Source organism: Streptomyces sp. NPDC059900 (assembly GCF_050270335.1).
Taxonomy (GTDB): domain Bacteria; phylum Actinomycetota; class Actinomycetes; order Streptomycetales; family Streptomycetaceae; genus Streptomyces.
Window position 1 is genome coordinate 1 of the sequence record NZ_JBNNJZ010000042.1, and the last position, 25953, is coordinate 25953.

The 25953-nt window shown below is 72.7% G+C and carries 21 protein-coding genes and 1 pseudogene; 14 read left to right on the forward strand and 8 right to left on the reverse strand.

The window, feature by feature from the left end; genetic code table 11:
* The 3 genes from ACQKIP_RS09355 to ACQKIP_RS09365 all read left to right on the forward strand — a co-directional run.
* A partial coding sequence (locus ACQKIP_RS09355) for an ATP-binding SpoIIE family protein phosphatase (RefSeq protein ID WP_427742678.1) occupies nt 1–1775 on the forward strand: 1775 nt, incomplete at its 5' end.
* A 149-nt stretch (nt 1776–1924) separates the two neighbouring features.
* A complete protein-coding gene (locus ACQKIP_RS09360) occupies nt 1925–2644 on the forward strand; it encodes a class I SAM-dependent methyltransferase (RefSeq protein WP_365855730.1) in 720 nt (239 codons plus the stop codon).
* Between the two features lie 120 nt (nt 2645–2764).
* Nucleotides 2765–3703 (forward strand): tellurite resistance/C4-dicarboxylate transporter family protein, encoded by a 939-nt coding sequence (locus tag ACQKIP_RS09365; protein ID WP_365855728.1) that lies wholly within the window; start codon nt 2765–2767, stop codon nt 3701–3703.
* Nucleotides 3704–3774: 71 nt separating this feature from the next.
* Here the strand turns inward: ACQKIP_RS09365 and ACQKIP_RS09370 are convergent.
* Nucleotides 3775–4668, reverse strand: a pseudogene (locus ACQKIP_RS09370) (LysR family transcriptional regulator); the annotation flags it as partial.
* Nucleotides 4669–4766: 98 nt separating this feature from the next.
* Here ACQKIP_RS09370 and ACQKIP_RS09375 point away from each other — a divergent pair.
* From ACQKIP_RS09375 to ACQKIP_RS09415, 9 genes are all read left to right on the forward strand, one after another.
* Nucleotides 4767–6263, forward strand: a complete 1497-nt coding sequence (locus tag ACQKIP_RS09375) for an MFS transporter (RefSeq protein WP_365855829.1) — start codon at nt 4767–4769, stop codon at nt 6261–6263.
* A gap of 6 nt (nt 6264–6269) precedes the next feature.
* A complete protein-coding gene (locus ACQKIP_RS09380; RefSeq protein ID WP_365855726.1) occupies nt 6270–7103 on the forward strand; it encodes a M55 family metallopeptidase in 834 nt (277 codons plus the stop codon).
* Nucleotides 7096–8448: a M20/M25/M40 family metallo-hydrolase gene (locus tag ACQKIP_RS09385; RefSeq protein WP_365855724.1), complete on the forward strand. Its 1353-nt coding sequence runs from the start codon at nt 7096–7098 to the stop codon at nt 8446–8448. Before ACQKIP_RS09380 ends, ACQKIP_RS09385 begins: the two co-directional genes overlap by 8 nt.
* A gap of 36 nt (nt 8449–8484) precedes the next feature.
* Nucleotides 8485–10470, forward strand: coding sequence for a prolyl oligopeptidase family serine peptidase (locus ACQKIP_RS09390; RefSeq protein WP_427742694.1), 1986 nt, complete (start codon nt 8485–8487; stop codon nt 10468–10470).
* On the forward strand, nt 10467–11390 hold the full coding sequence (locus tag ACQKIP_RS09395; protein ID WP_365855720.1) for a S66 peptidase family protein: 924 nt from the start codon (nt 10467–10469) through the stop codon (nt 11388–11390). The genes ACQKIP_RS09390 and ACQKIP_RS09395 overlap by 4 nt, the downstream gene beginning before the upstream one ends.
* A 165-nt stretch (nt 11391–11555) precedes the next feature.
* A complete protein-coding gene (locus ACQKIP_RS09400) occupies nt 11556–13364 on the forward strand; it encodes an alpha/beta fold hydrolase (RefSeq protein ID WP_427742682.1) in 1809 nt (602 codons plus the stop codon).
* Nucleotides 13365–13502: 138 nt separating this feature from the next.
* Nucleotides 13503–13751, forward strand: coding sequence for a LapA family protein (locus ACQKIP_RS09405; protein ID WP_365855718.1), 249 nt, complete (start codon nt 13503–13505; stop codon nt 13749–13751).
* A gap of 68 nt (nt 13752–13819) precedes the next feature.
* Nucleotides 13820–14392: a GNAT family N-acetyltransferase gene (locus tag ACQKIP_RS09410; RefSeq protein WP_365855716.1), complete on the forward strand. Its 573-nt coding sequence runs from the start codon at nt 13820–13822 to the stop codon at nt 14390–14392.
* Between the two features lie 92 nt (nt 14393–14484).
* On the forward strand, nt 14485–16464 hold the full coding sequence (locus ACQKIP_RS09415) for a DUF5107 domain-containing protein (RefSeq protein ID WP_365855714.1): 1980 nt from the start codon (nt 14485–14487) through the stop codon (nt 16462–16464).
* A gap of 45 nt (nt 16465–16509) precedes the next feature.
* Here the strand turns inward: ACQKIP_RS09415 and ACQKIP_RS09420 are convergent, their stop codons facing one another.
* From ACQKIP_RS09420 to ACQKIP_RS09445, 6 genes are all read right to left on the reverse strand, one after another.
* The gene (locus ACQKIP_RS09420) at nt 16510–17808 is read right to left on the reverse strand and encodes an amidohydrolase family protein (protein ID WP_365855712.1); all 1299 of its coding nucleotides are present in this window, start codon (nt 17806–17808) and stop codon (nt 16510–16512) included.
* Nucleotides 17809–17852: 44 nt separating this feature from the next.
* Nucleotides 17853–19154, reverse strand: coding sequence for an amidohydrolase family protein (locus tag ACQKIP_RS09425; protein WP_427742685.1), 1302 nt, complete (start codon nt 19152–19154; stop codon nt 17853–17855).
* A gap of 180 nt (nt 19155–19334) precedes the next feature.
* Entirely contained in the window at nt 19335–20021 is a 687-nt protein-coding gene (locus ACQKIP_RS09430) for a GntR family transcriptional regulator (RefSeq protein WP_365855708.1), read from the reverse strand.
* 68 nt (nt 20022–20089) lie between these two features.
* The gene (locus ACQKIP_RS09435; protein ID WP_361198087.1) at nt 20090–20443 is read right to left on the reverse strand and encodes a VOC family protein; all 354 of its coding nucleotides are present in this window, start codon (nt 20441–20443) and stop codon (nt 20090–20092) included.
* Between the two features lie 10 nt (nt 20444–20453).
* The gene (locus ACQKIP_RS09440; RefSeq protein ID WP_365855706.1) at nt 20454–21026 is read right to left on the reverse strand and encodes a hypothetical protein; all 573 of its coding nucleotides are present in this window, start codon (nt 21024–21026) and stop codon (nt 20454–20456) included.
* Nucleotides 21027–21054: 28 nt separating this feature from the next.
* Nucleotides 21055–22155 (reverse strand): enolase C-terminal domain-like protein, encoded by a 1101-nt coding sequence (locus ACQKIP_RS09445; protein ID WP_365855704.1) that lies wholly within the window; start codon nt 22153–22155, stop codon nt 21055–21057.
* 308 nt (nt 22156–22463) lie between these two features.
* On the opposite strand from ACQKIP_RS09445, the gene ACQKIP_RS09450 reads away from it, so the two are divergent.
* Complete coding sequence (locus ACQKIP_RS09450) at nt 22464–24311, forward strand: transketolase (RefSeq protein WP_365855702.1); 1848 nt, start codon at nt 22464–22466, stop codon at nt 24309–24311.
* A gap of 6 nt (nt 24312–24317) precedes the next feature.
* Here the strand turns inward: ACQKIP_RS09450 and ACQKIP_RS09455 are convergent, their stop codons facing one another.
* The gene (locus ACQKIP_RS09455; protein WP_365855700.1) at nt 24318–24836 is read right to left on the reverse strand and encodes a hypothetical protein; all 519 of its coding nucleotides are present in this window, start codon (nt 24834–24836) and stop codon (nt 24318–24320) included.
* A gap of 135 nt (nt 24837–24971) precedes the next feature.
* Between ACQKIP_RS09455 and ligD the strand changes: the two genes are divergently transcribed.
* Nucleotides 24972–25907, forward strand: a complete 936-nt coding sequence (gene ligD / locus ACQKIP_RS09460) for a non-homologous end-joining DNA ligase (RefSeq protein WP_365855698.1) — start codon at nt 24972–24974, stop codon at nt 25905–25907.
* Nucleotides 25908–25953: the final 46 nt, after the last annotated feature.

A 25953-nucleotide genomic window follows, 5' to 3' on the forward strand; every position in this document is an offset into this window, starting at 1 on the left:
CGGCCCGCAGGCTGCGCGCCCGGCAGGCCGCCGCCGAAGACGGCATACCCGCACCGGGCACGCACAAGGAGGACCAGGACCTCGAATACGCGGCGGTCCGCGAGCACCTGGAGTTCCTGAACGAGGTCAGCGGGCGCATCGGCTCCTCGCTCGACCTCTCCCGCACGATCGTCGAGGTCAGCAGGGCCGTCGTGCCGCGCTTCACGGACGTGGCGGGCACGTATCTGCGCGAACAGGTCGTCGCGGGCGAGGGGTTCCCCGAAGGGCCGCCGGACGAGACGACGATGTGGCACCGGGTCGCCGTGGAGCACACGGACGAGCCGGGCCGCTGGGACGACGTCGTGCCCGTCGGCGAATCCATGCCCTTCCCGTCGCACACGCCGTTCTTCCAGTGCATGACCTCCGGTGATCCGGTCCTCGTGCCGCGCATCACCGAGGAGATGGGCAACGCGATCGCCTCGCAGTTCGAGAAGCGCGACATCCGCCCGCTCATCAACCACCGCTCGATGCTCGTCGTGCCCCTCAAGGCCCGCAATGTAGTGCTCGGCTTCATGATCCTGCTGCGCCACCGGGAGCGGCCCGTCTTCAACGACATGGACCGCGTCACCGGCGCCGAACTGGCCGCCCGCGCGGGCCTCGTGCTCGACAACGCCCGCATGTACACCTACCAGGAGAGCGTCGCCGACACCCTCCAGGACAGCATGCTGCCGCACATCGAACCCCGCATGACCGGCTGCGACATCGCCACGCGCTATCTGCCGGGCACGCTCCTTGGCCGGGTCGGCGGCGACTGGTTCGACTCCGTGAAGCTGCCCGGTTCCCGCACGGCGCTCGTCGTCGGCGACGTGATGGGTCACGGCCTCAACTCGGCAGCGATGATGGGTCAGTTGCGCACCGCCGTGCAGACCATGGCGGCCCTGGACCTGCCGCCCGCCCAGCTCCTGCGCAACCTCGACGACCTGGCGCAGCGCCTCGGCGAGCACTACCTCGCGACCTGCCTCTACGCCGTCTACGACCCCATCGCGAGCGAGGTGCACCTGGCCAACGCGGGACACATCCCGCCCGTCCTGGTCCGTGCCGCCGACGGCCGCAGCGAGCTCCTCGACCTGCCGACCGGGGCGCCCATCGGCGTCGGAGGGGTGCCCTTCGAGTCGGTCACCGTCCCGGTGGCGCCCGGCGACCGGCTCCTGATGTGCACCGACGGCCTGGTCGAGGTGCGCGGCGAGGACATCGGCGTCGGCCTCGCCACGCTCACCGAGTCCGCGGCGCACCCGGCGGCCTCCATGGACGACGCCTGCGACACCATCATCCGGGCGCTCAACACCCGCGGCGGACGCAAGGACGACGTGGCGCTCCTGATGGCACGCCTGAACGGCGTGGCGCAGGAGGACGTCGCGACCTGGCTGCTCGCGCTCGACCCGAGCGAGGTGAGCAGGGCCCGCGACCTGGTGCGCGGCCAGTTGGTCACCTGGTCCTGCGAGGACCGCTCCGAGACCGCCGAGCTGCTGGTCAGCGAGCTGGTCACCAATGCCGTACGGCACTCGCGCGGGCGCCGCGTCGAGCTCCGGCTCGTCCGCTCGGGGGCCACGCTGATCTGCGAGGTCGAGGACGACGACCACACCCTGCCGACGCTCCTTGACGCGGGCCCCGGCGACGAGTTCGGGCGCGGCCTGCGGATCGTCAGCGTGCTCGCCAAGGAATGGGGGACCAGCCGTACCTCCTCGGGCAAGACCGTGTGGTTCGAGCTCGCGCCGTCGCGCGCCGGAAGGGCCTGAGGGGGTCCGCGGGGCGTGCGCCGGGCGGGCGGGCACGGAAGTGGCGGTGAATGCTCGCGCCGGTGACTTGTCCGGGCACTCCGGGCGCGATAGACCGATCTTGCCGTCGGCTTCGGCGGCGGTCGTCGTCGCATCCTGGGGAGCTGGGCATGAGCGTCACGAGTCGGTACAAGGAGGCGTGGGAGGGGTTCTGGCGGGACGCCCCACAGGAACCGGGGGCCGTCTTCTGGGACGCCGAACCCGCGCTCACCGTCGGCATCCATCTCGCCCTCTTCGAACCGCACATGACGGCCGCCGGGCTTCCCGTCGTGGACATCGGCTGCGGCAACGGCACCCAGACCCGTTTCCTCGCCGACCGCCATCTGCGCGTCCTCGGCGTCGACCTGTCCGCCGCCGCCCTCGCGCACGCGCGGCGCGCCGACCCGGCGGAGCAGGTCGAGTTCCGGCAGGTCGACGCCGCGGAGAGATCCGAGGCCGAGCAACTGCACGCGGAACTCGGCGACGTGAACGTCTATATGCGCGGGGTGCTCCACCAGTGCGATCCCGCCGACCGCGGGCCGCTCGTCGAGGGCATCGCGGCGCTGGTCGGCGAGCGAGGCAGAGCGTTCGTCGTCGAGCTCGCCGAGGCCGCGGGGGCGGTCTTACGGGGCCTTGCCCAGAGCCCGCAGGGCCCGCCGCCGAAGCTGGCGCCGGTGTTCGCGCACGGCATCGCGCCGGGCGAGGTCGCGGACGCGGCGGTGCCGCAGTACGTGGCGGCGGCCGGGCTCACGGTGGTCGCATCGGGTGAACTGCCGCTCATCACGACCGAGTTCACGCCCGACGGCAGGCGGATCGAACTTCCCTCGAAGTGGCTGGTGGCAGGCCGGTGACGTGACGTGCGCGGCGCCGTCCGCACGCCGACCGGGTGGCGCGCCCGTGTCCGACATGCCGGGATCAGCCCGCCGTGCCAGGATCGCGGGCAGGGACCTGTACGCCGATGGAGTCGCGCCATGCGCAAGAACTGGGCGGATACCGTGCCGCCCGCCGCGGGGTCGGCGGTCATGGCCACCGCCGTGCTCTCCGTCGGACTGCACCTGCTCGGCGTCGAGTGGCTGTCGCTCGTCCTGCTCGTCGTGGCGGTGGCGGTCTACGTGGTCCTCGCCGCCGTCTTCGTACGGCATCTGCTGGCCGAACGGGACCGCTGGCTGTACGAGATCGACACCCCGCCCGCCCTGACCGCCGTCGCCGCGACGGCGGTACTCGGCACCCGGCTCTCCCTGCTCGGTCACCAGCCCGTCTCGGTGGCCCTGCTCTGCCTCAGCGCGCTGCTCTGGCCCCTGCTGATGTCCCACGTGATCCGCCACTGGCAGAGCAAGCTGCCGGGCGCCGCCTATCTGGTGTGCGTGGCCACCCAGGCCATCGTCGTCCTGGCCTCCACCGTCGCCGTCGCGGACCGGCAGGCGTGGCTCATGTGGCCCGCCCTTGCCTTCTTCTTCGCCGGCCTCGTCCTGTACGCCGTCGTGCTGTGCCGCTTCGACTTCCGCCAGCTCGCCGCCGGGCAGGGCGACCACTGGATCATCGCCGGTGCCATGGCCATCTCCGCCCTGGCCGGATCCAAGCTGGTCGCCGCCGCGGCACCGGACGGTCCGCTGCGCTGGGCCACCCCGGCCCACGACGTCCTGCGCACCCTCACCCTGATCGCGCTCGGCCTCGCCTTCGCCTGGTACGCGGTGCTCGTCGGCTGCGAACTGCGATGGCCGCGCCCGCGCTACGACGTACGCCGCTGGGCCACCGTCTTCCCCCTCGGCATGACCGCCGCCGCCGCGCTCTCCGTCTCCACGGCCGCCGCCGTCCCCGCCCTCTGGACCTGCGGGAAGGTGCTGTTGTGGCCCGCGCTCGCCGTCTGGGCGGTGGTCGCGGCGGGCGCCGCACGCCGCGCGTCACCCTGAGCCACGTCACGGGCCGCCTCACGGGCGGTCCGCGCGAAGGTCCGGACGGCCCCCGTGCCCTGTCCGGCCCGCCACACCAGGCCGTAACCGACCGGCTCGGCGTCGGTGAAGGGGATGTACGCGACGCCGGGCCTGGCGAAGTACGTCCCCGTGTGCGCGGGAGCCAGGAACGCGCCCCTGCCGCCCGCGACCAGCATCAGCGCCTCCTGCATGTTGGTCACCGCGGGACCGCGGCCGATCGGCTTGCCGGACGGGGTGCGGGAGGGGACGTGCTGCTCCAGCCAGTAGTCGGGCACCTCGCCCTCGATCGGCAGGAGCGGTACATCGGCCAGGTCGTCCAGGGACACCGAGTCCCGTACGGCCAGCGGATGCGACGAGGCGATCGCGAGCACGCGCGGCTCCGCGAGCAGCTCGGGCCCGCCCCCGAGGTCCTCCTCGCGCACCGGGAACTCCGTGAGCTGCACGTCGAACTCGCCCTTGCGCAACTGCCCGTACGGATCGCCGAGCGGCACCTCGCAGATCTCCACCGCGAGCCCCGGATGGCTGACGCGCAGTGCCTCGCTCGCCCGCAGCACGATCTCGCCCGCCAGCGGATTGGCGAAGCCGACGTGCAGCACGCCGTCGATGCCGCGCGCGGTGGCCGCGGCCCGCTCGACCGCGGCGTCGATGGCCCGGTGGTGCGGTTCCAGGTCGTCCCGGAGCTGGCGGCCGAGCGCGGTGAGGCCGACGCGGCGGCTCGTGCGGACGAAGAGCGGGGCGCCGACCCGGCGTTCGGTGCGCTGGATGAGCTGGCTCACCCTGGCACGGGACAGCCGCATGCGCTCGGCCGTGCGGCCGAAGTGCAGCTCCTGGGCGAGCAGCAGGAAGCACTCCACTTCATCGCGTTCCATCGACGTCCCCCGGGCCGCTCGGATCGGTAAGCCTGGTTGAACGAACGTTGCGATCTTCGCCGTTGTTCCGCCCATACGCCCTGATCGAGGCTGAGAGAGCCGGGAAATCCCCGGCGGTAGCGGTCAACAGGCGGAGAACTGAAGTGAGTTCGAGTGCGCAGACACCATCACCGATCGAGGCGCCGAGCGCGTCACCGGTCGTCTTCAAGCCCCGCGAGTGGGGCGTCCTGCTCGTCCTGTGCGGTGCGATCTTCCTCGAAGGCATCGACGTGGCCATGCTCAATGTGGCGATGCCCGCCATCCGCGCCGACCTCGGCCTGTCCACCGGATCCCTCCAGTGGGTCATGAGCGCCTACGTCCTCGGATACGGGGGCTTCATGCTGCTCGGCGGCCGTGCGGCCGACCTCTTCGGGCGCCGCCAGATGTTCGTCCTCTGGCTCAGTGTCTTCCTGGTCTTCTCCGGACTCGGCGGCTTCGCCACCGAGGGCTGGGCGCTGATCGTCGCCCGCTTCGTCACCGGAGTCGCCGCGGCCTTCATGACCCCCGCGGGCCTCTCCATCATCACCACCGGCTTCGCGGAGGGCCCGCGCCGCAACAAGGCGCTGCTCATCTACTCCGGCACCGCGGCGGGCGGCTTCTCGATCGGCCTGGTCGTCGGGGGTCTGCTCACCGCGTTCGGCTGGCGCTGGGTCTTCTTCGTGCCCGTCGTGCTCTCCGCCCTGATCCTGGCCGCCGCGCTCGCCTTCGTGCCCCGCTCCCCGCGCCCCGACCGCACCGGGCAGAGCGTCGACCTGACGGGCGCCGTCTCGGTCACCGCCGCGATCGTGCTGCTCGTCCTCGGCGTGGAGCGCGCCTCCCACGCGAGCGCCGCCGCCACCGCCGCCACCCTGGCCGCGGGCCTCGCCCTGCTCGCCCTCTTCGTCGCCGTCGAGCGGCGCGCCGCCTCGCCCCTCGTACGCCTGGGGATCTTCCGCAGCGGGGCCCTGGTCCGCGCCAACCTCGCGGGGCTGTTCTTCGCCGGCAGCTTCTTCGGGTTCCAGTTCCTGGTCGTCCTCTACCTCCAGGAGCTGCGGGGCTGGTCCACCCTCCAGACCAGCCTCGCGATGATCGTCATCGGCGTCGACGCGGTCCTCTCGCCCACCGTCACGCCCCGGGTCGTCCGGCGCCTGGGCAACGCCAGGGCGATCTTCGGCGGACTGCTGCTCGCCGCGCTTTCCTACGCGCTGTTCCTGCCGGTCGGCGCCGACTGGGCGTATTCGGCCATGTTCCCGAGCCTGATCATCCTCGGCCTCGCGTTCTCCCTCACGTACGGACCCCTCACCATCGTCGCCACCGACGGGGTCAAGGAGGAGGAGCAGGGCCTGGCCGGCGGGCTGCTCTACACCGCCTTCCAGTTCGGCGCCGCGCTCGGTCTCTCCGCGGCGTCCGCCGTCAACGTATGGGCCACCGCGTCGAGTTCACCCGCGGCCCTCCTCGACGGCTACCGCGCGGCGCTGTGGGTCCCGCTCGCGGCGGCTCTGCTCGCCGCCGTGATCAGCGCCTTCGGGCTCCGCTCGCGGCGCGGCACGGTGGCGGCGGCCGGCGCCGGGCCCGTCGCGGAGGGCGACGCGGGGACGCGCGACGCGGTCGCGGGCGGATCTGGTCCAGGAGTGGGTGAACGCGTAGCGTGAGGCGGCATGAAGATCCTGATCAGCGCCGACATGGAGGGCGCCACGGGCGTGACCTGGCCGGCCGACGTGCTGCCGGGCACGCCGCAGTGGGAGCGCTGCCGTTCGATGTTCACCTCGGACGTCAACGCCGCCGTGCTCGGTTTCTTCGACGGCGGAGCCGACGAGGTACTCATCAATGAGGCGCACTGGACCATGCGCAACCTCCTCCTGGAGGACCTCGACGAGCGGGCCGAGATGCTCACCGGGCGGCACAAGTCCCTCTCCATGGTCGAAGGCGTCCAGCACGACGACGTGGACGGCATCGCCTTCATCGGCTACCACGCGGGAGCAGGCATGGAGGGTGTGCTCGCGCACACCTACCTCGCCAACTCGATCACCGGGGTGTGGGTCAACGGCGACCGGGCGAGCGAAGGGCTGCTCAACGCGCACGTCGTCGCCGAGTACGGCGTGCCCGTCATCCTCGTCACCGGTGACGACCTGGCCTGCGAGGACGCCCTCGGCTACGCGCCGGGCGCGCTGAAGGTCGCCGTCAAGGACCATGTGTCGCGCTACGCGGCGGTCTGCCGCACCCCGCGGCGGACCGCCGCGGACATCCGGGCCGCGGCGAAGGAAGCGGCACCGCTCGCCGTGCGGCACGCACCGGTTCAGGGCGGCCCGTTCACGGTGGAACTGGAATTCGACGCCGAGCATCTTTCCATGGCGTCCACCGTGGTGCCGGGCGTGCGGCGCACCGGCGAGCGGAAGGTCGCGTACACCAGCGACACCATGTACGAGGGCATTCGTACGTTCAAGGCGGTCACGACGATCGCATCAGCGGCTGTGGAGGAACAATATGGCTGAGGAGCAGCCGGGGCATCAGGCCGCCGGACACGTCGACGAGCAGGCGCTCGACGAGGTCGTCCGGTTCACCTCCGAACTCATCCGCATCGACACCACGAACCGCGGCGGCGGCGACTGCCGCGAGCGGCCCGCCGCCGAGTACGCCGCCGAGCGCCTCGCCGGAGCCGGGCTCGAACCGACGCTCCTGGAGCGCACACCAGGACGCACGAACGTTGTGGCACGCATCGAGGGCACGGACCCCTCGGCCGACGCGCTGCTCCTGCACGGCCACCTGGACGTCGTTCCGGCCGAGGCCGCCGACTGGAGCGTGGACCCCTTCTCCGGGGAGATCCGCGACGGCGTCGTATGGGGCCGCGGCGCCGTCGACATGAAGAACATGGATGCGATGATCCTCGCCGTGGTGCGCGGCTGGGCGCGCCAGGGCGTGCGGCCCCGGCGGGACATCGTGATCGCGTTCACCGCCGACGAGGAGGCGAGCGCCGAGGACGGGTCCGGGTTCCTCGCCGATCAGCACGCGTCGCTCTTCGAGGGCTGCACGGAAGGCGTCAGCGAGTCCGGTGCCTTCACCTTCCACGACGGGCGCGGCAATCAGCTCTACGGCATCGCCGCGGGGGAACGCGGCACCGGCTGGCTGAAGCTGACCGCGCGCGGCAGGGCGGGCCACGGCTCGAAGGTGAACGACGAGAACGCCGTCACCCGCCTGGCGTCCGCGATCACCCGCATCGGCGAGCACCGCTGGCCGGTGCGCCTGACGCCGACGGTCCGCGCGGCACTGACCGAACTCGCCGCGCTGTACGGGGAACAGGCCGACCTGGACGAGCCCGGATTCGACGTGGACGCGCTCCTGGAGAAGCTCGGACCTGCCGCGTCGCTCGTCGAGGCGACCGTGCGCAACAGCGCCAACCCGACGATGCTCCAGGCCGGTTACAAGATCAATGTGATCCCCGGAGAAGCCGTCGCCCATGTGGACGGCCGCTTTCTGCCCGGCGGCGAGGAAGAGTTCGCCGCCACCCTTGACCGCCTCACCGGAGTCGACGTCGACTGGGAGTTCCACCACCGCGAGGTGGCGCTCCAGGCGCCGGTCCACTCGTCGACGTACGCCAAGATGCGCGCGGCCGTCGAGGAGTTCGCGCCCGAGGGGCATGTCGTGCCGTACTGCATGTCCGGCGGCACGGACGCCAAGCAGTTCTCACGACTGGGCATCACGGGCTACGGCTTCACGCCGCTGAAGACACCGGAGGGCTTCGACTACCAAAAGCTCTTCCACGGCGTCGACGAGCGGGTGCCGGTCGACGCGCTGCACTTCGGGGTCCGGGTACTCGACCGCTACCTGAGAACGGCCTAGGGAACACAACCGATCATGGGGGAAGAGAAGGACATGATGGAGACCCAGGCTTACGGATCATGGCCGTCGCCCATCGACGCGGCGCTCGCCGCGGCCCACGACGGCGCGCCGGGCCACGTGGGCTTCGTGGGGGACGAGGCGTGGTGGACCGAGCCGAGGCCCGCCGAAGGCGGCAGGCGCGCCCTGGTGCGGCGGCGCCCGGACGGCGCGGAGGAGTCCGTGCTGCCCGAGCCGTGGAACGTGCGCAGCCGGGTCATCGAGTACGGGGGCCGTTCGTGGGCCGGGGCCGAGGGGCCCGGCGGTCCTCTCGTCGTGTTCGCGAACTTCGCGGACCAGCGCCTGTACGCGTACGAGCCCGACACGCCGGGGGCCGCGCCGCGCCCGCTGACCCCGCTCTCCGGCGTGGGCGGCGGCCTGCGGTTCATCGATCCGTGCGTGCACCGGGACCGGGGCGAGGTGTGGTGCGTCCTTGAGGAGTTCACCGGGGAGGCGTCCACCGACGTACGCCGGGTCGCGGTCGCCGTGCCGCTCGACGGCTCGGCGGCACAGGACCGCTCGGCGGTGCGGGAACTCTCCGACGACCGGCACCGCTTCATCACCGGGCCCCGGCTCTCGCCGGACGGCGCCCGGGTGGCGTGGATCGCCTGGGACCACCCCCGGATGCCCTGGGACGGTACGGAACTCCTCGTCGCGGCGGTCCGCGACGACGGCACGTTCGGTGCGCCGCGGGTCTTCGCGGGCGGCCCCGAGGAGTCCGTCGCGCAGGTGGAGTGGGCGCCCGACGGACGGCTCCTGTACGTGAGCGACCGCACGGGCTGGTGGAACCTCTACCGCACGGACCCGGCGGACGGCGGTGAGGGAGCGCCGCTCTGTCCGCGCGACGAGGAGTTCGGCGGACCCCTGTGGCAGCTCGGCTCCGGCTGGTTCGCGCCCCTGGCCAGCGGCCTCGTCGCCGTCGTGCACGGCAAGGGTGCCACCGCGCTCGGCGTGCTCGACCCGGAGACCGGCGAGGTCGTCGACGCGGCGGGCCCCTGGACGGAGTGGTCGGCGACCGTCGCGGTCAACGGGACCCGCGCCGTCGGCGTCGCGGCGAGCCCCCGCAGCGCGTACGAGGTCGTGGAGCTGGACACCAGCACGGGGCGCGCCCGCGTGATCGGCGCCGCGCACGACGACCCGGTGGACACCGCCTTCTACCCCGAGCCGCGCATCCGCACCTTCAGCGGCCCGGCGGGCCGCGAGATCCACGCACACGTCTACCCCCCGCACCACCCGACCCGCGTCGCCCCCGACGACGAACTCCCGCCGTACGTCGTGTGGGTGCACGGCGGTCCCACCGGCCGCTCCCCGCTCGTGCTCGACCTGGAGATCGCCTACTTCACCTCGCGCGGCATCGGCGTCGCCGAGGTGAACTACGGCGGCTCGACGGGCTACGGCCGCGCGTACCGTAACCGCCTGCGCGAGCAGTGGGGCATCGTCGACGTCGAGGACTGCGCGGCCGTCGCCCTCGCCCTGGCCGACGAGGGCACCGCCGACCGCGACCGACTCGCGATCCGGGGCGGCAGCGCGGGCGGCTGGACCGCGGCGGCCTCGCTGACCACGACGGACGTGTACGCCTGCGCCACCATCATCTACCCCGTCCTCGACCTCACGGAATGGGCCGCGGGCGGCACCCACGACTTCGAGTCGCGGTACCTGGACTCGATGATCGGGCCTTTCGACCAGGTGCCCACGCGGTACGTGGAGCGCTCGCCCGCGGAGCACGCCGACCGGGTGAGCGTGCCCTTCCTGCTGCTCCAGGGCCTTGACGACGTGATCTGCCCGCCCGAGCAGGCCGAGAGGTTCGTCTCCGACCTCGAAGGGCGGGACGTGCCGTACGCCTACATCGCCTTCGAGGGCGAGGGGCACGGATTCCGCCGCGTGGACACCCTGATCCGCGCCCTGGAGGCCGAACTCTCCCTGTACGCCCAGGTGTTCCGGCTCAACCTGGCCGGCGCCACCCCAGTCCTGGAGCTCTCCAAGTGAACCCCCTGACACGTCCCGCGCGGCTGGCCCCCGGCGCGCGGGTCGCCGTCGTCGCGCCCAGCGGCCCCATACCCGAGGAACGGCTCCAGGCGGGCCTGGACATCCTGCGCGGCTGGGACCTCGAACCGGTCGTCGCCCCGCACGTCCTGGACCGGCACCCGAGCTTCGACTACCTCGCGGGCACGGACGCGGACCGCGCCCGCGACCTCCAGGATGCGTGGTGCGACCCGTCCGTCTCCGCGGTGCTCTGCGCACGCGGCGGCTACGGCGCGCTGCGGATGGTTGAGTTGCTCGACTGGACGGCGATGCGGGCGGCGGGACCCAAGGTGTTCGTCGGCTACAGCGACATCACCACGCTGCACGAGGCGTTCGCGGCACGGATGGGCCTGGCCACGCTGCACGGCCCGATGACCGCGGCCCTGGATTTCCTCAAGAACGCCCGCGCCCAGGAGCACTTGAGGACCACGCTCTTCGCGCCGGAGCAGGTCCAGGTAATCGCCTCGGGCGGAACCGCGCTGGTGCCGGGCCGCGCGCGGGGCGTCACGCTCGGCGGCTGCCTCTCGCTGCTCGCCGCGGACATCGGCGCGCCCGCAGTGCGCACGTCGGCGCGGGGCGGGCTGCTCTTCCTGGAGGACATCGGCGAGGAGACGTACCGCCTCGACCGCTATGTCACCCAACTCGCGCGCGCCGGTTGGTTCGAGGGCGTGCGCGGGGTCGTGCTCGGCTCGTGGGTGGACTGCGATTCCTATGACACCGTGCGGGCCATGCTGCTCGACCGGCTCGGCGGCCTCGGGGTGCCGGTCGTCGAGGAGTTCGGGTTCGGGCACTGCGACGGGGCGCTGACGATTCCGTTCGGGGCGGCGGCCGAACTGGACGCGGACACGGCGACGTTGACGCTGGACGTGCCCGCGCTCGCGTAGGGACCCCCCCTGGTCATGACGGGACTCCGTCCTCACTGAATCTCCGTCAATTCCCGACGGGAAACTCCTGTCACGAGCGTTGACCCACACCTGACACGTGTCACAACATGACCCTGGCCGGTTACTTACCGGTCGGTAGTCGGCTGTCCTCAGCGTGGAGGTCTCGTGTCCCGTCGTACCGCGTCCCGTCGTGCCCTCTCCCGCGCCCGCGCCCCGCTCGCCCTCGCCGTCGGCGCCGCCCTTGCCGCGCCCCTGGCGCTCGCGGCACCCGGGCCCGCGAGCGCCACCGGGCAGTACACGGTCACCGCGCTGAAGTTCACGCTCGACGCGGGCGGCAGGAAGTGCACCGTCGACGCCGACCTCTACCGCCCCGCGGGAGTGGACGCCGCGCACCCCGCCCCCGCCGTCCTGACCACCAACGGCTTCGGCGGCAGCAAGTCGGACGGCGGGACCGCGGCCACCGGCAAGGCCTTCGCCGAGCGCGGCTACGTCGGGCTCGTCTACTCCGGGCTCGGCTTCGGCAAGTCCGGCTGCCTGATCTCCCTGGACGACCCCAAGACCGACGGCAAGGCGGCCTCCGGGCTCGTCGACTTCCTCGCGGGCGAGCGCGCGGCCGACGACGGCACGACGGTCGACTACGTCACCAAGGATGCCGGGACCGACCCGCGCGTCGGCATGATCGGCGGTTCGTACGGCGGGGCGATCCAGCTGGCGACGGCTGCCGTGGACCGCCGGGTCGACGCCCTCGTACCGATGATCACCTGGAACGACCTGAGCTACTCGCTCGACCCGAACAACGCCGCCGACCGCAGCGTCCCCGGCGCCTCCAAGTGGCAGTGGATGAACGGCTTCTACCTCATCGGCGAGGGCCAGCCGCTCCTCGAACCGAGCCTCGACCCCTCCCGCATCAACTCCCTCACCTGCCTGCACTTCGCCACGAAGGCCTGCGAGACCATCCGTACGCTCAACTCCGGGCGCTATCCCGCCGACAAGACCGAGGCCTTGCAGGAGTACGCGCGCGGCGTCTCGCCCGTCTCCTATCTGCCGCGGGTCAAGGCGCCGACGCTGCTCGTCCAGGGCCAGGCCGACAGCCTCTTCAACCTCGGCGAGGCGCAGGCGACGTACGAGACGCTCAAGGCGCAGGGCACCACGACCAGGATGATCTGGCAGTCGGCGGGCCACAGCGGCGGCCTCACCGACCCGGCGTCCGGCGAACTCAACCTCTCCGAGGGAAACCTGGAGACGAGCTACGTCGGCAAGCGCGTCCTCGCGTGGTTCGACCGCTACCTCCGCAAGAACAAGGACGCCGACACCGGACCCGCCTTCGCCTACCACCAGGACTGGGTCCCCGCCGACAGCGGGCCGAACGGCTCCTACGCGACCGCGGCGCAGGTGCCCGCCCTGACGCAGAAGCTGTACCTGTCCGGCGACGGCAAGCTCGTCGACAACCGCAAGAAGGTCGCCCGCGGCAGCCGCGAGTACCGGAACTGGCTGATCCCCACCAGCCACTCCGAGAGCTCACTGGCCGGACTCATCGGCCTGCCCGACCCCGCGCCGTACGACACCAAGGGCACCTACCTCGACTGGACGACCGAACCGCTGCCCGCGGCCGTGGATGTCGTCGGCTCCGCGAAGGCCACCCTCAAGGTCGTCTCGCCCCGCACCGAGAAGGTGCAGAACTCCGGCGACGCCGCCGACAAGCTGGTCCTCTTCGCCAAGCTGTACGACATCGCGCCCGACGGCCAGAAGACGCTGGTGCACCGGCTCGTGTCGCCCGTGCGCGTGCCGGACGTGACGAAGCCGTTCACCGTGTCGCTGCCGGGGATCGTGCACCGCTACGAGGCGGGGCACAAGCTGCGGTTCGTGGTGGCGGCGAGCGACGACGCGTACGGCGGGAACCGTGGCGTGAAGCCGGTGACCGTCACCAGCGCTCCCGGCGACACCGGGGTGATCGAGCTGCCCGTGGTCCGCTGACGCTTCCGGCTCGCGGGGACTCACCCGTACGGCCCACACCTGCGCCGCACAGGGGCATCCACCGCGCGCGAACCCGGCCCGGCTGCCCATGCTGGTCACCGGGGGAGGCCGGTCGAAGCTCCGACGGAAGGACCACGCATGAGTCCCAACACCTCCTCGGGCGGTTCCGGCGGCGGCCCGGGCGGCGCCCGCGGCTTCCTGACGCCCGGCAGGATCGCCGTCGCGGTGGTCGCCGTCCTCACGCTGGTCTTCATCTTCGAGAACACCCACCACACCAAGATCAGACTGCTGATCCCCGAGGTGACCATGCCGCTGTGGGTGGCGCTCCTTGGCACCGGCCTGATCGGCGCGCTGTGCGGGGCCTACTTCATGCGACGGCGCAAGTGAGGACGGCGCAGGCCGGAGCGGGGCCGGTGGGCGCGGGGCGCCGGTCGGACAGCGGTTAGCGTGGCCCGATGCCCGACAACACTGTGCATCTCGCCGAGGGACCCCGCGCGGTCATACGTCCCTACACCTTCGCCGACGGCCCCGAGTTCACCGCACGCGCGCGGGAGAGCCGCGAGCTGCACGGCCCCTGGCTCTTCCCGCCCACCACGGACAAGGCCTACCAGGCGTACGCGGGCGCACTGATCGAGGGCCGGGGCCGGATGGGGTTCCTCGTCTGCGAGCGGGGTGGTGAGGGCGGCGAGCAGGGCCGCGGCAGCGCGGCCGGCGGCGCCATCGCCGGGTTCGTCAACATCAACAACATCGTCGAGGGCGCCTTCCTGTGCGGGGCACTGGGATACGGCGCCTTCGCGCACGCCGCGGGCCGGGGTCTGATGAGCGAGGGCGTCGGACTCGTCACGCGCTACGCCTTCGACGTCCTGAAGCTGCACCGCCTGGAGATCAACGTCCAGCCCGGCAACACCGCCTCGATCGCCCTCGCCCGCCGCTGCGGCTACCGCCTCGAAGGATTCTCGCCGGACTTCCTCTACATCGACGGGGCCTGGCGCGACCACGAACGATGGGCGCTCACCGCCACGGAGTAGCCGCGCCCGGCCGTGCCTCGCCCGCGCCGCGCGCGCCTTTGCGTAATCCTGACCGGGATAGCCCCTGGTCGGGACGGCGCCGACCGTGTTCCATGGTGATCGTGACGACCACCGTGCGACGTGACGTACTGACGCTGCCCGCCGCCCCGTTGGGCCCCGAGAACCCCCTGCCGCCGCTGCGGCCGCTGCGCGAAGTGCACACCCTGGAAGAGCGCGGCAGAGAAGGGCTGCCGCGTGACATGGCGCGGCAGTTGGGATACGAGCCGCTGCGCGGCGTGCTGCCGACGCGGGTCCTCGACGGGTACGGGCGCGAGCGGACCGACACGGCGATCGACACGCTGGTCATCGAGAACGACCGGCTGCGCGCCACCGTCCTGCCAGGCTTCGGCGGCCGCGTCCACTCCCTCTTCCACAAGCCGACCGGGCGCGAACTCCTCTACCGCAACCCGGTGTTGCAGCCCGCGGCCTTCGCGCTCAACGGAGCCTGGTTCTCCGGCGGCATCGAATGGAACATCGGCGCCACCGGCCATACGACCCTCTCCTGCGCCCCGCTCCACGCCGCGCGCGTGACGGCGCCCGACGGCGGCGAGATGCTGCGGCTCTGGGAATGGGAGCGGCTGCGCGACGTGCCGTTCCAAGTGGACCTGTGGCTGCCCCGGGACTCCGACTTCCTTCACGTCGGGGTGCGCATCCGCAACCCGCACGAGAAGGCGGTGCCGGTCTACTGGTGGTCCAACATCGCGGTGCCGCAGGAGCGCCGGGTCGTCGTCCCGGCCGACGAGGCCTGGCACTTCGGGTACGCGGGGGGCCTGCGCAAGGTGCCCGTGCCGGAGACCGACGGGGTGGACCGGACGTATCCGCCGCGCAGCGAGTACGCCGCCGACTACTTCTACGACGTGCCCGACCGGGCGCGCCGCTGGATCGCCGCCCTCGACGACGAAGGGCACGGCCTCGTCCAGACGTCGACCGATCTGCTGCGCGGCCGCAAGCTCTTCGTGTGGGGTTCGGGCACGGGCGGACAGCGCTGGCAGGAGTGGCTGACGGAGCCCGGCGCCGGCGGGTACGCGGAGATCCAGGCGGGTCTTGCCCGGACCCAGCTGGAACACGTACGCCTGGACGCCGAAGCCGAGTCCGCGTGGCTGGAGTCGTACGGGCCGCTGTCCGCGGAGCCGGGCCCTGTGCACGGCGGCGACTGGCGGGCCGCGCGCGACGAGGTGCAGGCACGGCTGGCGGACGCCCTGCCGCGGGTGGCGGTGGAGGAGGCGTACGACGCGTGGCGGCCGTGCGCGGACACCGAGCCCGGGGAAGTGCTCGCCGCCGGGTCCGGGTGGGGTGCGCTCGAAGTCCTGCGCGCGGCGTACAAGTTGCCGGGCACGCCGTTCGCCGAGTCCACGCTGGGTCCCGAGCAGGAGCCGTGGCTGGAGCTGTTGCACTCCGGGGCCGTCCCGGAGCCGCGCCGTGTCGCGCCGCCGGGGCCGACCCTGGTGGCCCCGCACTGGCGGGACATGCTGGAGACGGCGCCCGCGCGGCCGGTCGCCGAATATCACCTGGGGGTGGCGCAATGGCACGCGGGTGACCGGGCGCAAGCGGTACGCAGCTGGGAGCGCGGCCTCGAACTCGCCCCCTCGCGCTGGCCGTTGCTGCGCTGCCTTGCGGTCGCCGACCAGGACTCGGGCCACATCGAGCGCGCCGCCGACCGGTACGCGGAAGCCTTCGACGACCTGTGCCAGGAGCGGCGCGACGACGGCGTCCTGTGGACGTCGGCGAGCGCGGCCCTCGGCAGGGAGGCGATAGCCGTCCTCCTCGCGGCCGGCCGGCAGCCGGCGGCGCGCGACGTGTGGGAGCGCCTGCACCCCTCCACACGCGCGGAGGGCCGCTTCCGCCTCGTCGAGATCCAGTTGCTCCTCGCGGAGGGGGAGCGGGCCGCGGCCCGGGCGGTGTTCGACGAGGGCTTCGAGGTGGCGGACCTGCGCGAGGGCGCCGAGGTACTCGGCGAACTGTGGCGCGCGACGACCGACGAGGAACTCCCCGCCCGGTACGACTACCGGATGCGGGCGGCCCCGGAGGAGTGAAGGCACCCGGGTGGGGCGGGGCAGCAGCCCCACCCGGGCGGTCGGCTACGCCAGTTCGCCGTTCCTGGCCACCACGCGGCCGGCGTGCACCACCATGTCCCGCTGCGGCATGTCCACCAGCACCTGCTGCACGTTCTCGCCGCGTACGAGGACGAAGTCGGCCGGGGCGCCCGGCTTCAGGTCCGCGTGGTCGAGGCCCATTACGTCGGCGCCGCCGTGCGCGCCCACGTCGTAGCAGGCGGACAGTTCGTCGTCGAGGCGGACATCGGTGACCCAGCCGAGGATGTGCGCGCGGTGCAGCATGTCCGCGTTGCCGAACGGGGACCACGCGTCGCGCACCCCGTCCGAGCCGAGCCCGACCCGCACGCCGTGCTCGCGCAGCTTCGCGATCGGCAGGACGAGGGACTCGTTCGGCGCGACCGTCGTCAGAGAGATGTCCTGCTCGCCCAGGTCGGCCGCCATCTTGCCCAGGTCGCCGTCGGAGAGGTTCGGCAGGCAGAAGACGTGGCTGACCGTGACCTTGCCGCGCAGGGAGAGCGCCTTGGTGCGCTCGATGATGGCCCGCAGGACCTTCGTGCCCTTCTCGTCGCGGTCGTGCAGATGGATGTCCACGCCGACGCCGTGGCGGTCCGCGAGGCCGAAGACCAGGTCGAGCTGCTCGTCCATGGCGTCGTCGAAGCTGATCGGGTCGATGCCGCCGACCAGGTCGATCGCGCCGGAGCGGGCCGCTTCCTCCAGGAGCTCCGCCGTGCCGGGGGTGCGGATCACGCCGTGCTGCGGGAAGGCCACGATCTGCACGTCGAGGGCGTGGCGAAGGCGCCTGCGGGCCGCGTTCACGCCCTCGACCCCGGCCAGGTCGTAGGCGGGCGCCACGTCCACGTGGGCGCGCATCGCGCGTGTGCCGCGCGTCACGGCGTGCGACATCAGGCCGTACGCGCGCTCGCCGACCGGCCGGGGCTGGCTCTTGAAGATCTCCACGTCCTGCTCGCAGTAGTCGGCGATGCCGCTCGCCGGCTTCCGCGTCACCCAGGAGCTGCCCCACGTCGTCTTGTCCGGGTGGATGTGGGCGTCCACGAGCGAGGGCAGGGCGACCCGGCCGCCGCCGTCGATCACCTCGGCGCCCTTGGGCGCCCGGCCGTCCGTGATCCGGCCGTCGACCACCGTGAGGTCCACGGGGGTCTTGGCGCCGAAGGGACGGACGTCACGGAACACCACGGCCTCGGGGTGCCTGCCGTTGCCGCCGCGCGAGGCGGCGGAGGCCGGGGCGGCGGCCGAGAGGGCGGCTCCGGTGCCCGCGAGGGCTGCGGCACCGGCGATGATGCCGCGACGGGAGAGAGGCGTCATGGAGGTCTCCTTCAGGGGTGTGGAGTTGCGGACTCGGCGGGAGGTCAGAGCGCGACGCCCGAACGCACCACGCGTACGGGCTTCTTGAGGACCGTCACGTCGGACAGCGGATCGCCGTCCACCAGGAGCACGTCACCGGCGAAGCCGCGCGCGAGGCGGCCCGCCGTGCGGTCGAGGCCGAGCAGCTTCGCGGCACCGGTGGTGGCCGTGCGGATCGCGTCGAGCGCGGAGAGCCCCGCCGCGTGCATCAGCTCCACCTCGCGGCCGATGGGCTTGATCTTGCCGCCCGAGGAGTCCGTGCCCGCCGCGAGCGGTACGCCCATCTCGTGCGCGGCGAGCACGGCCCGCTTCAGGACCGGCAGGTACTGGCGGCCGCGCTCGGCGAGCACGGGGTCCGAGGACTCGGCGAGCCCGGCGATCGCGGTGAGGGTCGGCGTGAAGTACGTGCCCCTGCGCCGCATCTCGTGCAGCGTGTGTTCGCCGACGAAGGCGCCGTGCTCCAGGGAGCGGATGCCCGCCATGACGGCGTCGTGGCAGCCCTTCTCGCTGTAGCTGTGGCAGAGCACGCCCTTGCCGCCGCGCTTCGCCGCCGCGACCACGGCGGACAGCTGCTCGCGGTCGTACACCTGGGCCAGCGGGTCCTGCTCGGGCAGGCCCGCCCGCTCGTTGACGCGGGTCTTGATGACGTCGGCGCCCCGGGCGAGGTTGACCTCGACGACGCGGCGCAGCGCCTCCGGGGAGCGCACCCCGTTCCGCAGCCTGGCCAGCGGCGTCAGCTCCGGGTCGGCGAGGATCGTGTCGCCGAGGTCGGGCGTGACGAAGATTCCGGCGGCGCGCAGGCGGGGCGCCTGGCCCGGCGCCTCGCGGGCCAACTCCCGTACGGCGATGTCCTGGTAGAAGTTGGTCGAGCCGCTGCGGGCGCTGGTCGCGCCGAGCCGCACGGCGTCGCGCGCCTCGGCGGCGGTGTTGAGGTGGATGTGCGCCTCGACGAGCCCCGGCAGGATCCAGCGCCCGTGCGCGTTCAGGACCTCGGCGCCTTCGGGCGCCTCGGTCCTGCCGCGCCTGCCCGCCGAGCGGACGACGCCGTCCGCGATGACGACCACGGCGTCCTCGGTCACCTCGCCGGTCGCGGGATCGAGGAGGGTGCCGCCCTCGACGACCAGGTCGCCGCCGGTCTGCCGCCCCTCACGACGTGCGGCGGCGCTCGTGCCCGTTCCCGTGCTCGCGCTCGCCGGGGGAGCGGCGGCGGCCAGCGCTGCCGTGGTCCCGCCGACCGCTGCCGCACCCGCGAGGACGCCGCGCCGGGTGAGCCGGGAGGAGGGCGGAGGGATGGACTCGACGCACATGGGGCTGCTCCAGAACGGGGTACGGGTTGCGGAGGGAACGCGTCCGCAGTTTGTATACCAAGCTGGAGTGGCCCGCAAGGAGGGGTGAGGAAATGTAGGCGTATGGGCAGTGTGAAGGTCGGAGGAATGTCCACCGTGACGCCTTTGGTATACAGAAAGCCCCGAAGGGGTTGCCCGCCCTTAGGAGGCGTCGCTCTCCTCGAAGAGTGCCCGCAGCGCGACCGCCTGGCTGTCCCGCACGTGCAGCAGCGTGCTCGCCGCGGCCGTCTCCTCGTCGCCCGACGCGATCTGGCGGTAGATGAGGTCGTGCTGGGCCCGCATGTGATCGGGCTCCGCGCGCATGCCGAACAGGAGCTGGAGCTGCCAGCTCAGCTGCTCCATCGTGCGGGCCAGGAGGGGATTGCCGGAGAGGGTCACGATGCCCTCGTGGAAAGCCGTGTGCGCGGCGACCTCGCGCGGCCCGTCGTCCACGTCCGAGGCCCGCTCTGCCTGGCCGAGCGTCGCCCGCAGCGCAGCCAGCTCCGGCGGCTCGTCCGGCGCGCTCGCCGCCACCCGGCGCGCGGAGAGCCGGGACGCCTGGACGGCGAGCGGCTCCCACACCTCGTACAGGTGCCGTACGTCGGAACGCTCCAGGCGGCGCACCCGCACCCCGCTGTGCGGCAGGAGTTCGAGCAGCCCCTCGGCGACCAGCGCGCGCAGCGCCTCGCGGACCGGGACCCGCGACATCCGCAGCTCCTCGGCGACCTCGCGCTCGACCAGGCGCGCGCCCAGCGGATAGCGGCGGTCCACGATGCGCTGCCGGACGGCCTCGCGCGCCTGAGCGCTCAGCGACACCCGTTCCGTACCGTCCGCCGTACTGCCCGCCACGTGCACCGTCCTCCGTTCGGCCTGCCTGCCGTGGAGGATACGGGCACAGGAGGATACGGGCAGACCGGTCAGGTCGCGGGGCGCCGGTCCGCGTACTCGAAGACCGTGCCGTCCGGGTGCACCGCGATGAGATTGCGGCCCACCGGCGTCGGGACGGGGCCCGCGATGACCCGGGCGCCGGACGCGTTCAGGACGGAGTACGCCTCGTCGACGTCCGGTACCGCGATCGTCGCCGAAACCTTCCGCAGGATCTCCAGCTCGCGCTCGGGCCCGCTCATCAGCAGGAAGCAGCCGACCGCCGCGACGGACACGCCCTCCCGTTCGAAGCGCTGCGCGGTATGGCCCGCGAGGCGTTCGTAGAAGGCGACCGAGGACTCCAGGTCCTCGACGCAGATACGCAGCGTGGCTCCCAGGATCTCCATACGGGTGAGCCTAGTTGGCCCGGCCGCCCTCCGTGATCGTTTCGGGCGACTTCCGGGAGTTCCATCCCGTGGCGGCCACCACATCGGCCGCGATGTCCGCGACCCGCCGCCCGTCCGTCGCGACGCGGTGCGTGCCGTCGGCCGCGTGCTCCTCCAGGTGCCGGGCCATGAACGCGCTGCGGCGCAGCTGCTGTCCGAGCTCCGAGCCCAGCTCACGGGCCGTCAGGCGTTCCTCGACGGTGGCGTCCGACGCGGTGAGGAGCACGCGTATGATGCGCGGGCCGCGCAACGCACCGGCGAACAGCCACTCCTCGCCGGCGAGGACGCTCGCCGTATTGGTGTAGACGAGACGGCGGCAGCCGAGGTCCGCGTAGTTCGCCCAGAGCGCCGCGAGGTTGCGCCCGGTGATCCGGGAGCGGTCGGGATCGCCCTCCGGCGCCGGGTGGACCGCGTCCAGGACGTCGCCCTCGATGTACGCGTGCCCCACGTCCGCGGCCCGCAGCAGCGCGCTGACCTCCAGGCCCACCGAGGACTTGCCGGCCCCGGAGCGGCCTCCGACGAGCAGTGCTTCCGTTCTCCGCATCGGCCGAGCGTGCCAGTCCGGCGGCCCCTCACGCGACCCGGTATTCCTCGACCTCCTCCGTGCGCCGCAGTTCCAGGCCGTGGCCGACGCCGCCGTCCGGGCGGACGGTGCCGCCCGTCGGGTCGAGGGCGCCGTCGAAGAACATCGACTCGATCCGCACATGGTCGTGGAACCACTCGATGTGCCGCAGATTCGGTACGCACGCGGCGACCGCGGCATGCGCGTGCGGGGCACAGCGGGCCGACACCTCGATCCCGTGCGCCTGCGCGAGGGCCGCCGCGCGCAGCCACTCGGTCAGGCCGCCGCAGCGCGTCGCGTCCAGCTGGAGGCAGTCCACGGAAGGCACGAGGCGGGCGAAGTGCGCGAGTTCGTGGCCGTACCCGCCCGCCGCCACGTCGCAGACCAGCGCGTCCCGCACCAGCGCGAGCCCCCGCAGGTCGTCCTCGGGCACCGGCTCCTCGAACCAGCCCACGCCGTGCTCGGCCAGGACCCGGCCCACCCGGACCGCCTGCTTGCGGGTGTAGCCGCCGCTCGCGTCGACGTACAGCTCGGCCTGCGCGCCGATGACGTCGCGCGCGGTGCGCACCCGCAGCAGGTCACGGGCGACGGCCCGCCCCCACGCCTCACCGATCCTGATCTTCACGCGGGGTATGCGCTGGCCGTGCACCCAGCCGTTCAGCTGCGCCGCCAGATGCGTGTCGTGGTACGTCGTGAAGCCCCCGCTGCCGTAGACGGGGACCTCGTCGCGGGCCGCGCCAAGCAGGCGTACGAGCGGAATCTCCAGGAGGCGTGCCTTCAGGTCCCACAGGGCGATGTCGATCGCCGAGACGGCGCTGGAGGCGGCTCCCGCACGGCCGGTGTTGCGGACCGCCTTCGTCATCGCCGCGTGCGCGGCGGGGATGTCGAGCGCGTCCATCCCCGTGACGGCCGGGGCCAGTTGTTCGGCCATCAGGGACACGGTGGACGCGGGGGCGTAGGTCCACCCCGTGCCCGTGGCGTCGCCCGCGGTCACCTCGACGAACACGACGGTCGTGCTCTCCCACGCGAAGGTGCCGTCCGCCTCGGGGGCGTCGGCGGGTACCAGATAGGCGGACATGGCGGGGCTTTCGATGGGCACTGCGTCCTTCATCGGGACCGTCCTGGATCACATGCGGAAGTGGGGGGCCGCGGGAGGCGGTGGAAGCGAACTCGGCCCCTCGCACCTGCGGCGGCGCGTCGTACGGGTATCCCTTTGCCCGGCGGGCAAACGGAGTCCGCGCACCTCCGGAGCCGGGGTCCGGCCGAGTTTGGCGGCGGTTCGCGGGGGGAACCGGGGGTCCCGCGTGCCAGGGTCGTCGGCAGGCCACGCCATCCGGGAACCGGCGGCCCGCACGACCGGCGGCCGTGCCACCGACGGACCGCCGGATCCCAAGAGCCCACCCCCCGGAAGGACCCGCCATGACCACCAGTGAACTCGACCGTCTCGCCAGGCAGCTGCGGGTCGACTCGATCCGGGCCGCGGACGCCGCCGGATCCGGGCACCCCACCTCCTCGATGTCCGCCGCGGACCTGATGGCGGTGCTCCTCGCGGGGCATCTGCACTACGACTTCGACCGGCCCGACCACCCCGGCAACGACCGCTTCATCCTGTCCAAGGGGCATGCGTCGCCCCTGATGTACGCGGCGTACAAGGCGGCCGGCGTGATCACCGACAGCGAGCTGCTGACCTTTCGCAAGCAGGGCAGCCGCCTGGAAGGGCATCCGACGCCGCGCCGCATCCCGTGGGTCGAGGTCGCCACCGGGTCCCTCGGGCAGGGGCTCCCCATCGGTGTCGGCATGGCTCTCTCCGGCAAGCGGCTCGACCGGATTCCCTACCGGGTGTGGGTGCTGTGCGGTGACAGCGAGCTGGCGGAGGGGTCGGTGTGGGAGGCCGCGGAGCACGCCGGATACGAGCACCTGGACAATCTGACCGCCGTCGTCGACGTCAACCGCCTCGGGCAGCGCGGCCCCACCCGGCACGCGTGGGACCTGGATGCCTACGCCCGCCGCTTCGCCGCCTTCGGCTGGCACGTCGTCGAGATCGACGGCCACGACCTGGACGACGTCGAGCGCGCCTTCGGGGAGGCGGGCTCCACCAAGGGGCAGCCCACGGTCATCCTCGCCCGCACGCTCAAGGGCAAGGGCGTCGCCTCCGTGGAGGACCGCGAGGGCATGCACGGCAAGCCGCTGCCGGACGCCGAAGCGGCGATCGAGGAGCTGGGCGGCGTACAGGACGTGCGCGTCGAGGTGCGCAAGCCCGCCGCCGCGCGGGCCCTGCACGCCACCCGCACCGGCCATCTGGAGCTGCCGCGCCACGAGGTGGGCGATGCCGTCGCCACCCGCAACGCCTACGGCCAGGCGCTCGCCGCGCTCGGGACCGCGCGCGGCGACGTCGTGGCCCTGGACGGCGAGGTCGGCGACTCCACGCGCACCGAGTACTTCGCCAAGGAGCACCCCGAGCGGTACTTCGAGTGCTACATCGCCGAGCAGCAACTCGTCGCCTCCGCCGTGGGGTTGGCGGTTCGCGGCTGGGTCCCGTACGCGGCCACGTTCGCCGCGTTCTTCACCCGCGCCCACGACTTCATCCGGATGGCGGCGATCAGCGGCGCCGGCATCAATCTCGTCGGCTCCCACGCGGGGGTGGCCATCGGCCAGGACGGGCCGTCCCAGATGGGTCTCGAAGACCTGGCGATGCTCCGTGCCGTGCACGGCTCGACGGTCCTGTATCCGTGCGACGCCCACCAGACGGGACGGCTCATCGCGCAGATGGCGGACCTGGACGGCGTGCGGTACCTGCGTACGTCGCGCGGGGACACCCCCGTCATCTACGGACCCGGCGAGGAGTTCCCGATCGGCGGCTCCAAGGTCCTGCGCTCGTCCGACTCCGACCGGCTCACGCTGGTCGCCGCGGGCGTGACCGTGCACGAGGCGCTGACCGCGGCCGACTACCTGGACCGCGAGGGCATCCAGGTGCGGGTCATCGACCTGTACTCGGTCAAACCGGTCGACCGGGCGACGCTGCGCGAGGCCGCGGAGCGCACCGGCTGCCTGCTCACCGTCGAGGACCACCGGCCCGAGGGCGGCCTCGGCGACGCCGTCGCCGAGGCCTTCACGGACGGGGGCCCGGTGCCGCGGCTCGCGCGGCTCGCGGTGAACACGATGCCGGGCTCGGCGACTCCCGAGGAGCAACTGCACGCGGCGGGCATCGACGCCGAGTCCATCGCGGCGGCGGCGCGGCTGCTCGTCGAGCAGGCGGTCGTGCGGTGAGCCCGGTCAGTGCCTGCCCGGCTCCGCCGCGCGCGCCCTGAACCAGGCGTTGGCCGTGGGCCGGAACATCAGGACCATCGCCGTGAGCACCGCGCTCAGATGCAGCACGCGGCTCGCGCCGAACAGGACGTCCACCGCGCCCGCGTCCCGGAAGGCGTCACTCAGGGGGTGGTCGGCCAGCCACCTGACGGGCTCGACGACCAGGGACAGCGTGCCGAGGACGCCGAGCCCCCCGGCGAGCGTCAGGCGGGCCCAGTTCCTGCCGCGGCGCAGCTGGACGGCGACCAGCACGGCCGCCGAGAACACGGCCATCCGCAGCAGCAGGCCGCCCGCGAGCTCCCCGGCGGACGCGTCCCCGCCGGCGATCAGCCTGCCGGCCATGAGCACCGTCTCGAAGAAGCCCGCCATGACGGCGGTGATCCAGAGCGCGAACGCGGCGTGGACGGGCGGGGGAGCCAAGGGCACCGCCTGGCCCGTCCGCTCCCGTTTCGGGGGCAGCGGATTTCTGCGCGTTGCGTTCGCCATGGTGTGCCTCGCTCACTACGGTCCGACCTGAACCGTTCTCCTGAATCCTTCCGGCGTACGCGGTCCGGGGCACGCCTGCCGACCCCCGTCCGCAGGTGTTGTCAGCACCCCTGTGCAGCATGAAAGGAACCCCACATGACCAGCGCACGAACGCTGCGGGCGGGACGCCGCACCGTAGAGCTGCACCGCCCCGACAAGGTCCTCTTCCCGCCCGGTGACGACGAAGGCCACCCGAGCTACACCAAGAGCGACCTCGCCGACTACTACCGGGCCGTCGCCCCGTTCATGCTGCCCCACCTGCGCGGCCGTCCCCTGATGCTGGAGCGGCACCCGGACGGCGTCGACGGGCCCCGCTTCATGCAGAAGGACACCCCCGACCACTACCCGGACTGGATCACCCGCGCCGAGGTCGCCAAGGAGGGCGGCACGCTCACGCACACCGTGTGCGACGACACCGCCACCCTCCTCTACCTTGCCGACCAGGCCTGTCTCACCCTGCACCGCTGGATGTCCCGGGTCGGCGGCGCCGGCGGTGCCGACCACCCCGACCGGCTGGTCTTCGACCTCGACCCGGCCAAGGACGACTTCGGGCCGGTGCGCGAGGCGGCACGGCTCACCGGTGAACTGCTCGACCACATCGGCCTGCCGTCCGCCCTGATGACCACGGGCTCGCGCGGACTGCACGTCATCGTGCCCCTCAACGGCCGCCACGACTTCGACGACGTACGCGACTTCGCCAAGGACGTCGCCGAGACCCTGGCCCTGGCCCACCCCGGTCAGCTCACCACGGCCGTCCGCAAAAAGGACCGCGGCGACCGCCTCTACCTCGACATCCAGCGCAACGCGTACGCGCAGACCGCCGTCGCCCCCTTCTCGGTCCGCGCGAAACCGGGCGCCCCGGTGGCCGTGCCCGTGGCCTGGGACGACATCGACGATCCCGCGCTCTCGGCCCGCCGCTGGACCATCGCGGACGCGGTCGAGCAGGCGCGCACCGATCCGTGGGCGGGCCTGCTGCGCTCGGGCCGTGCCCTGGGCCCGGCCCGCCGCAAGCTGCGCGCGCTGCGCGGCTGAGGTTTGGTCCCGGCGGGCAGGGTCACCCGTAATCCTCGCGGTGGAG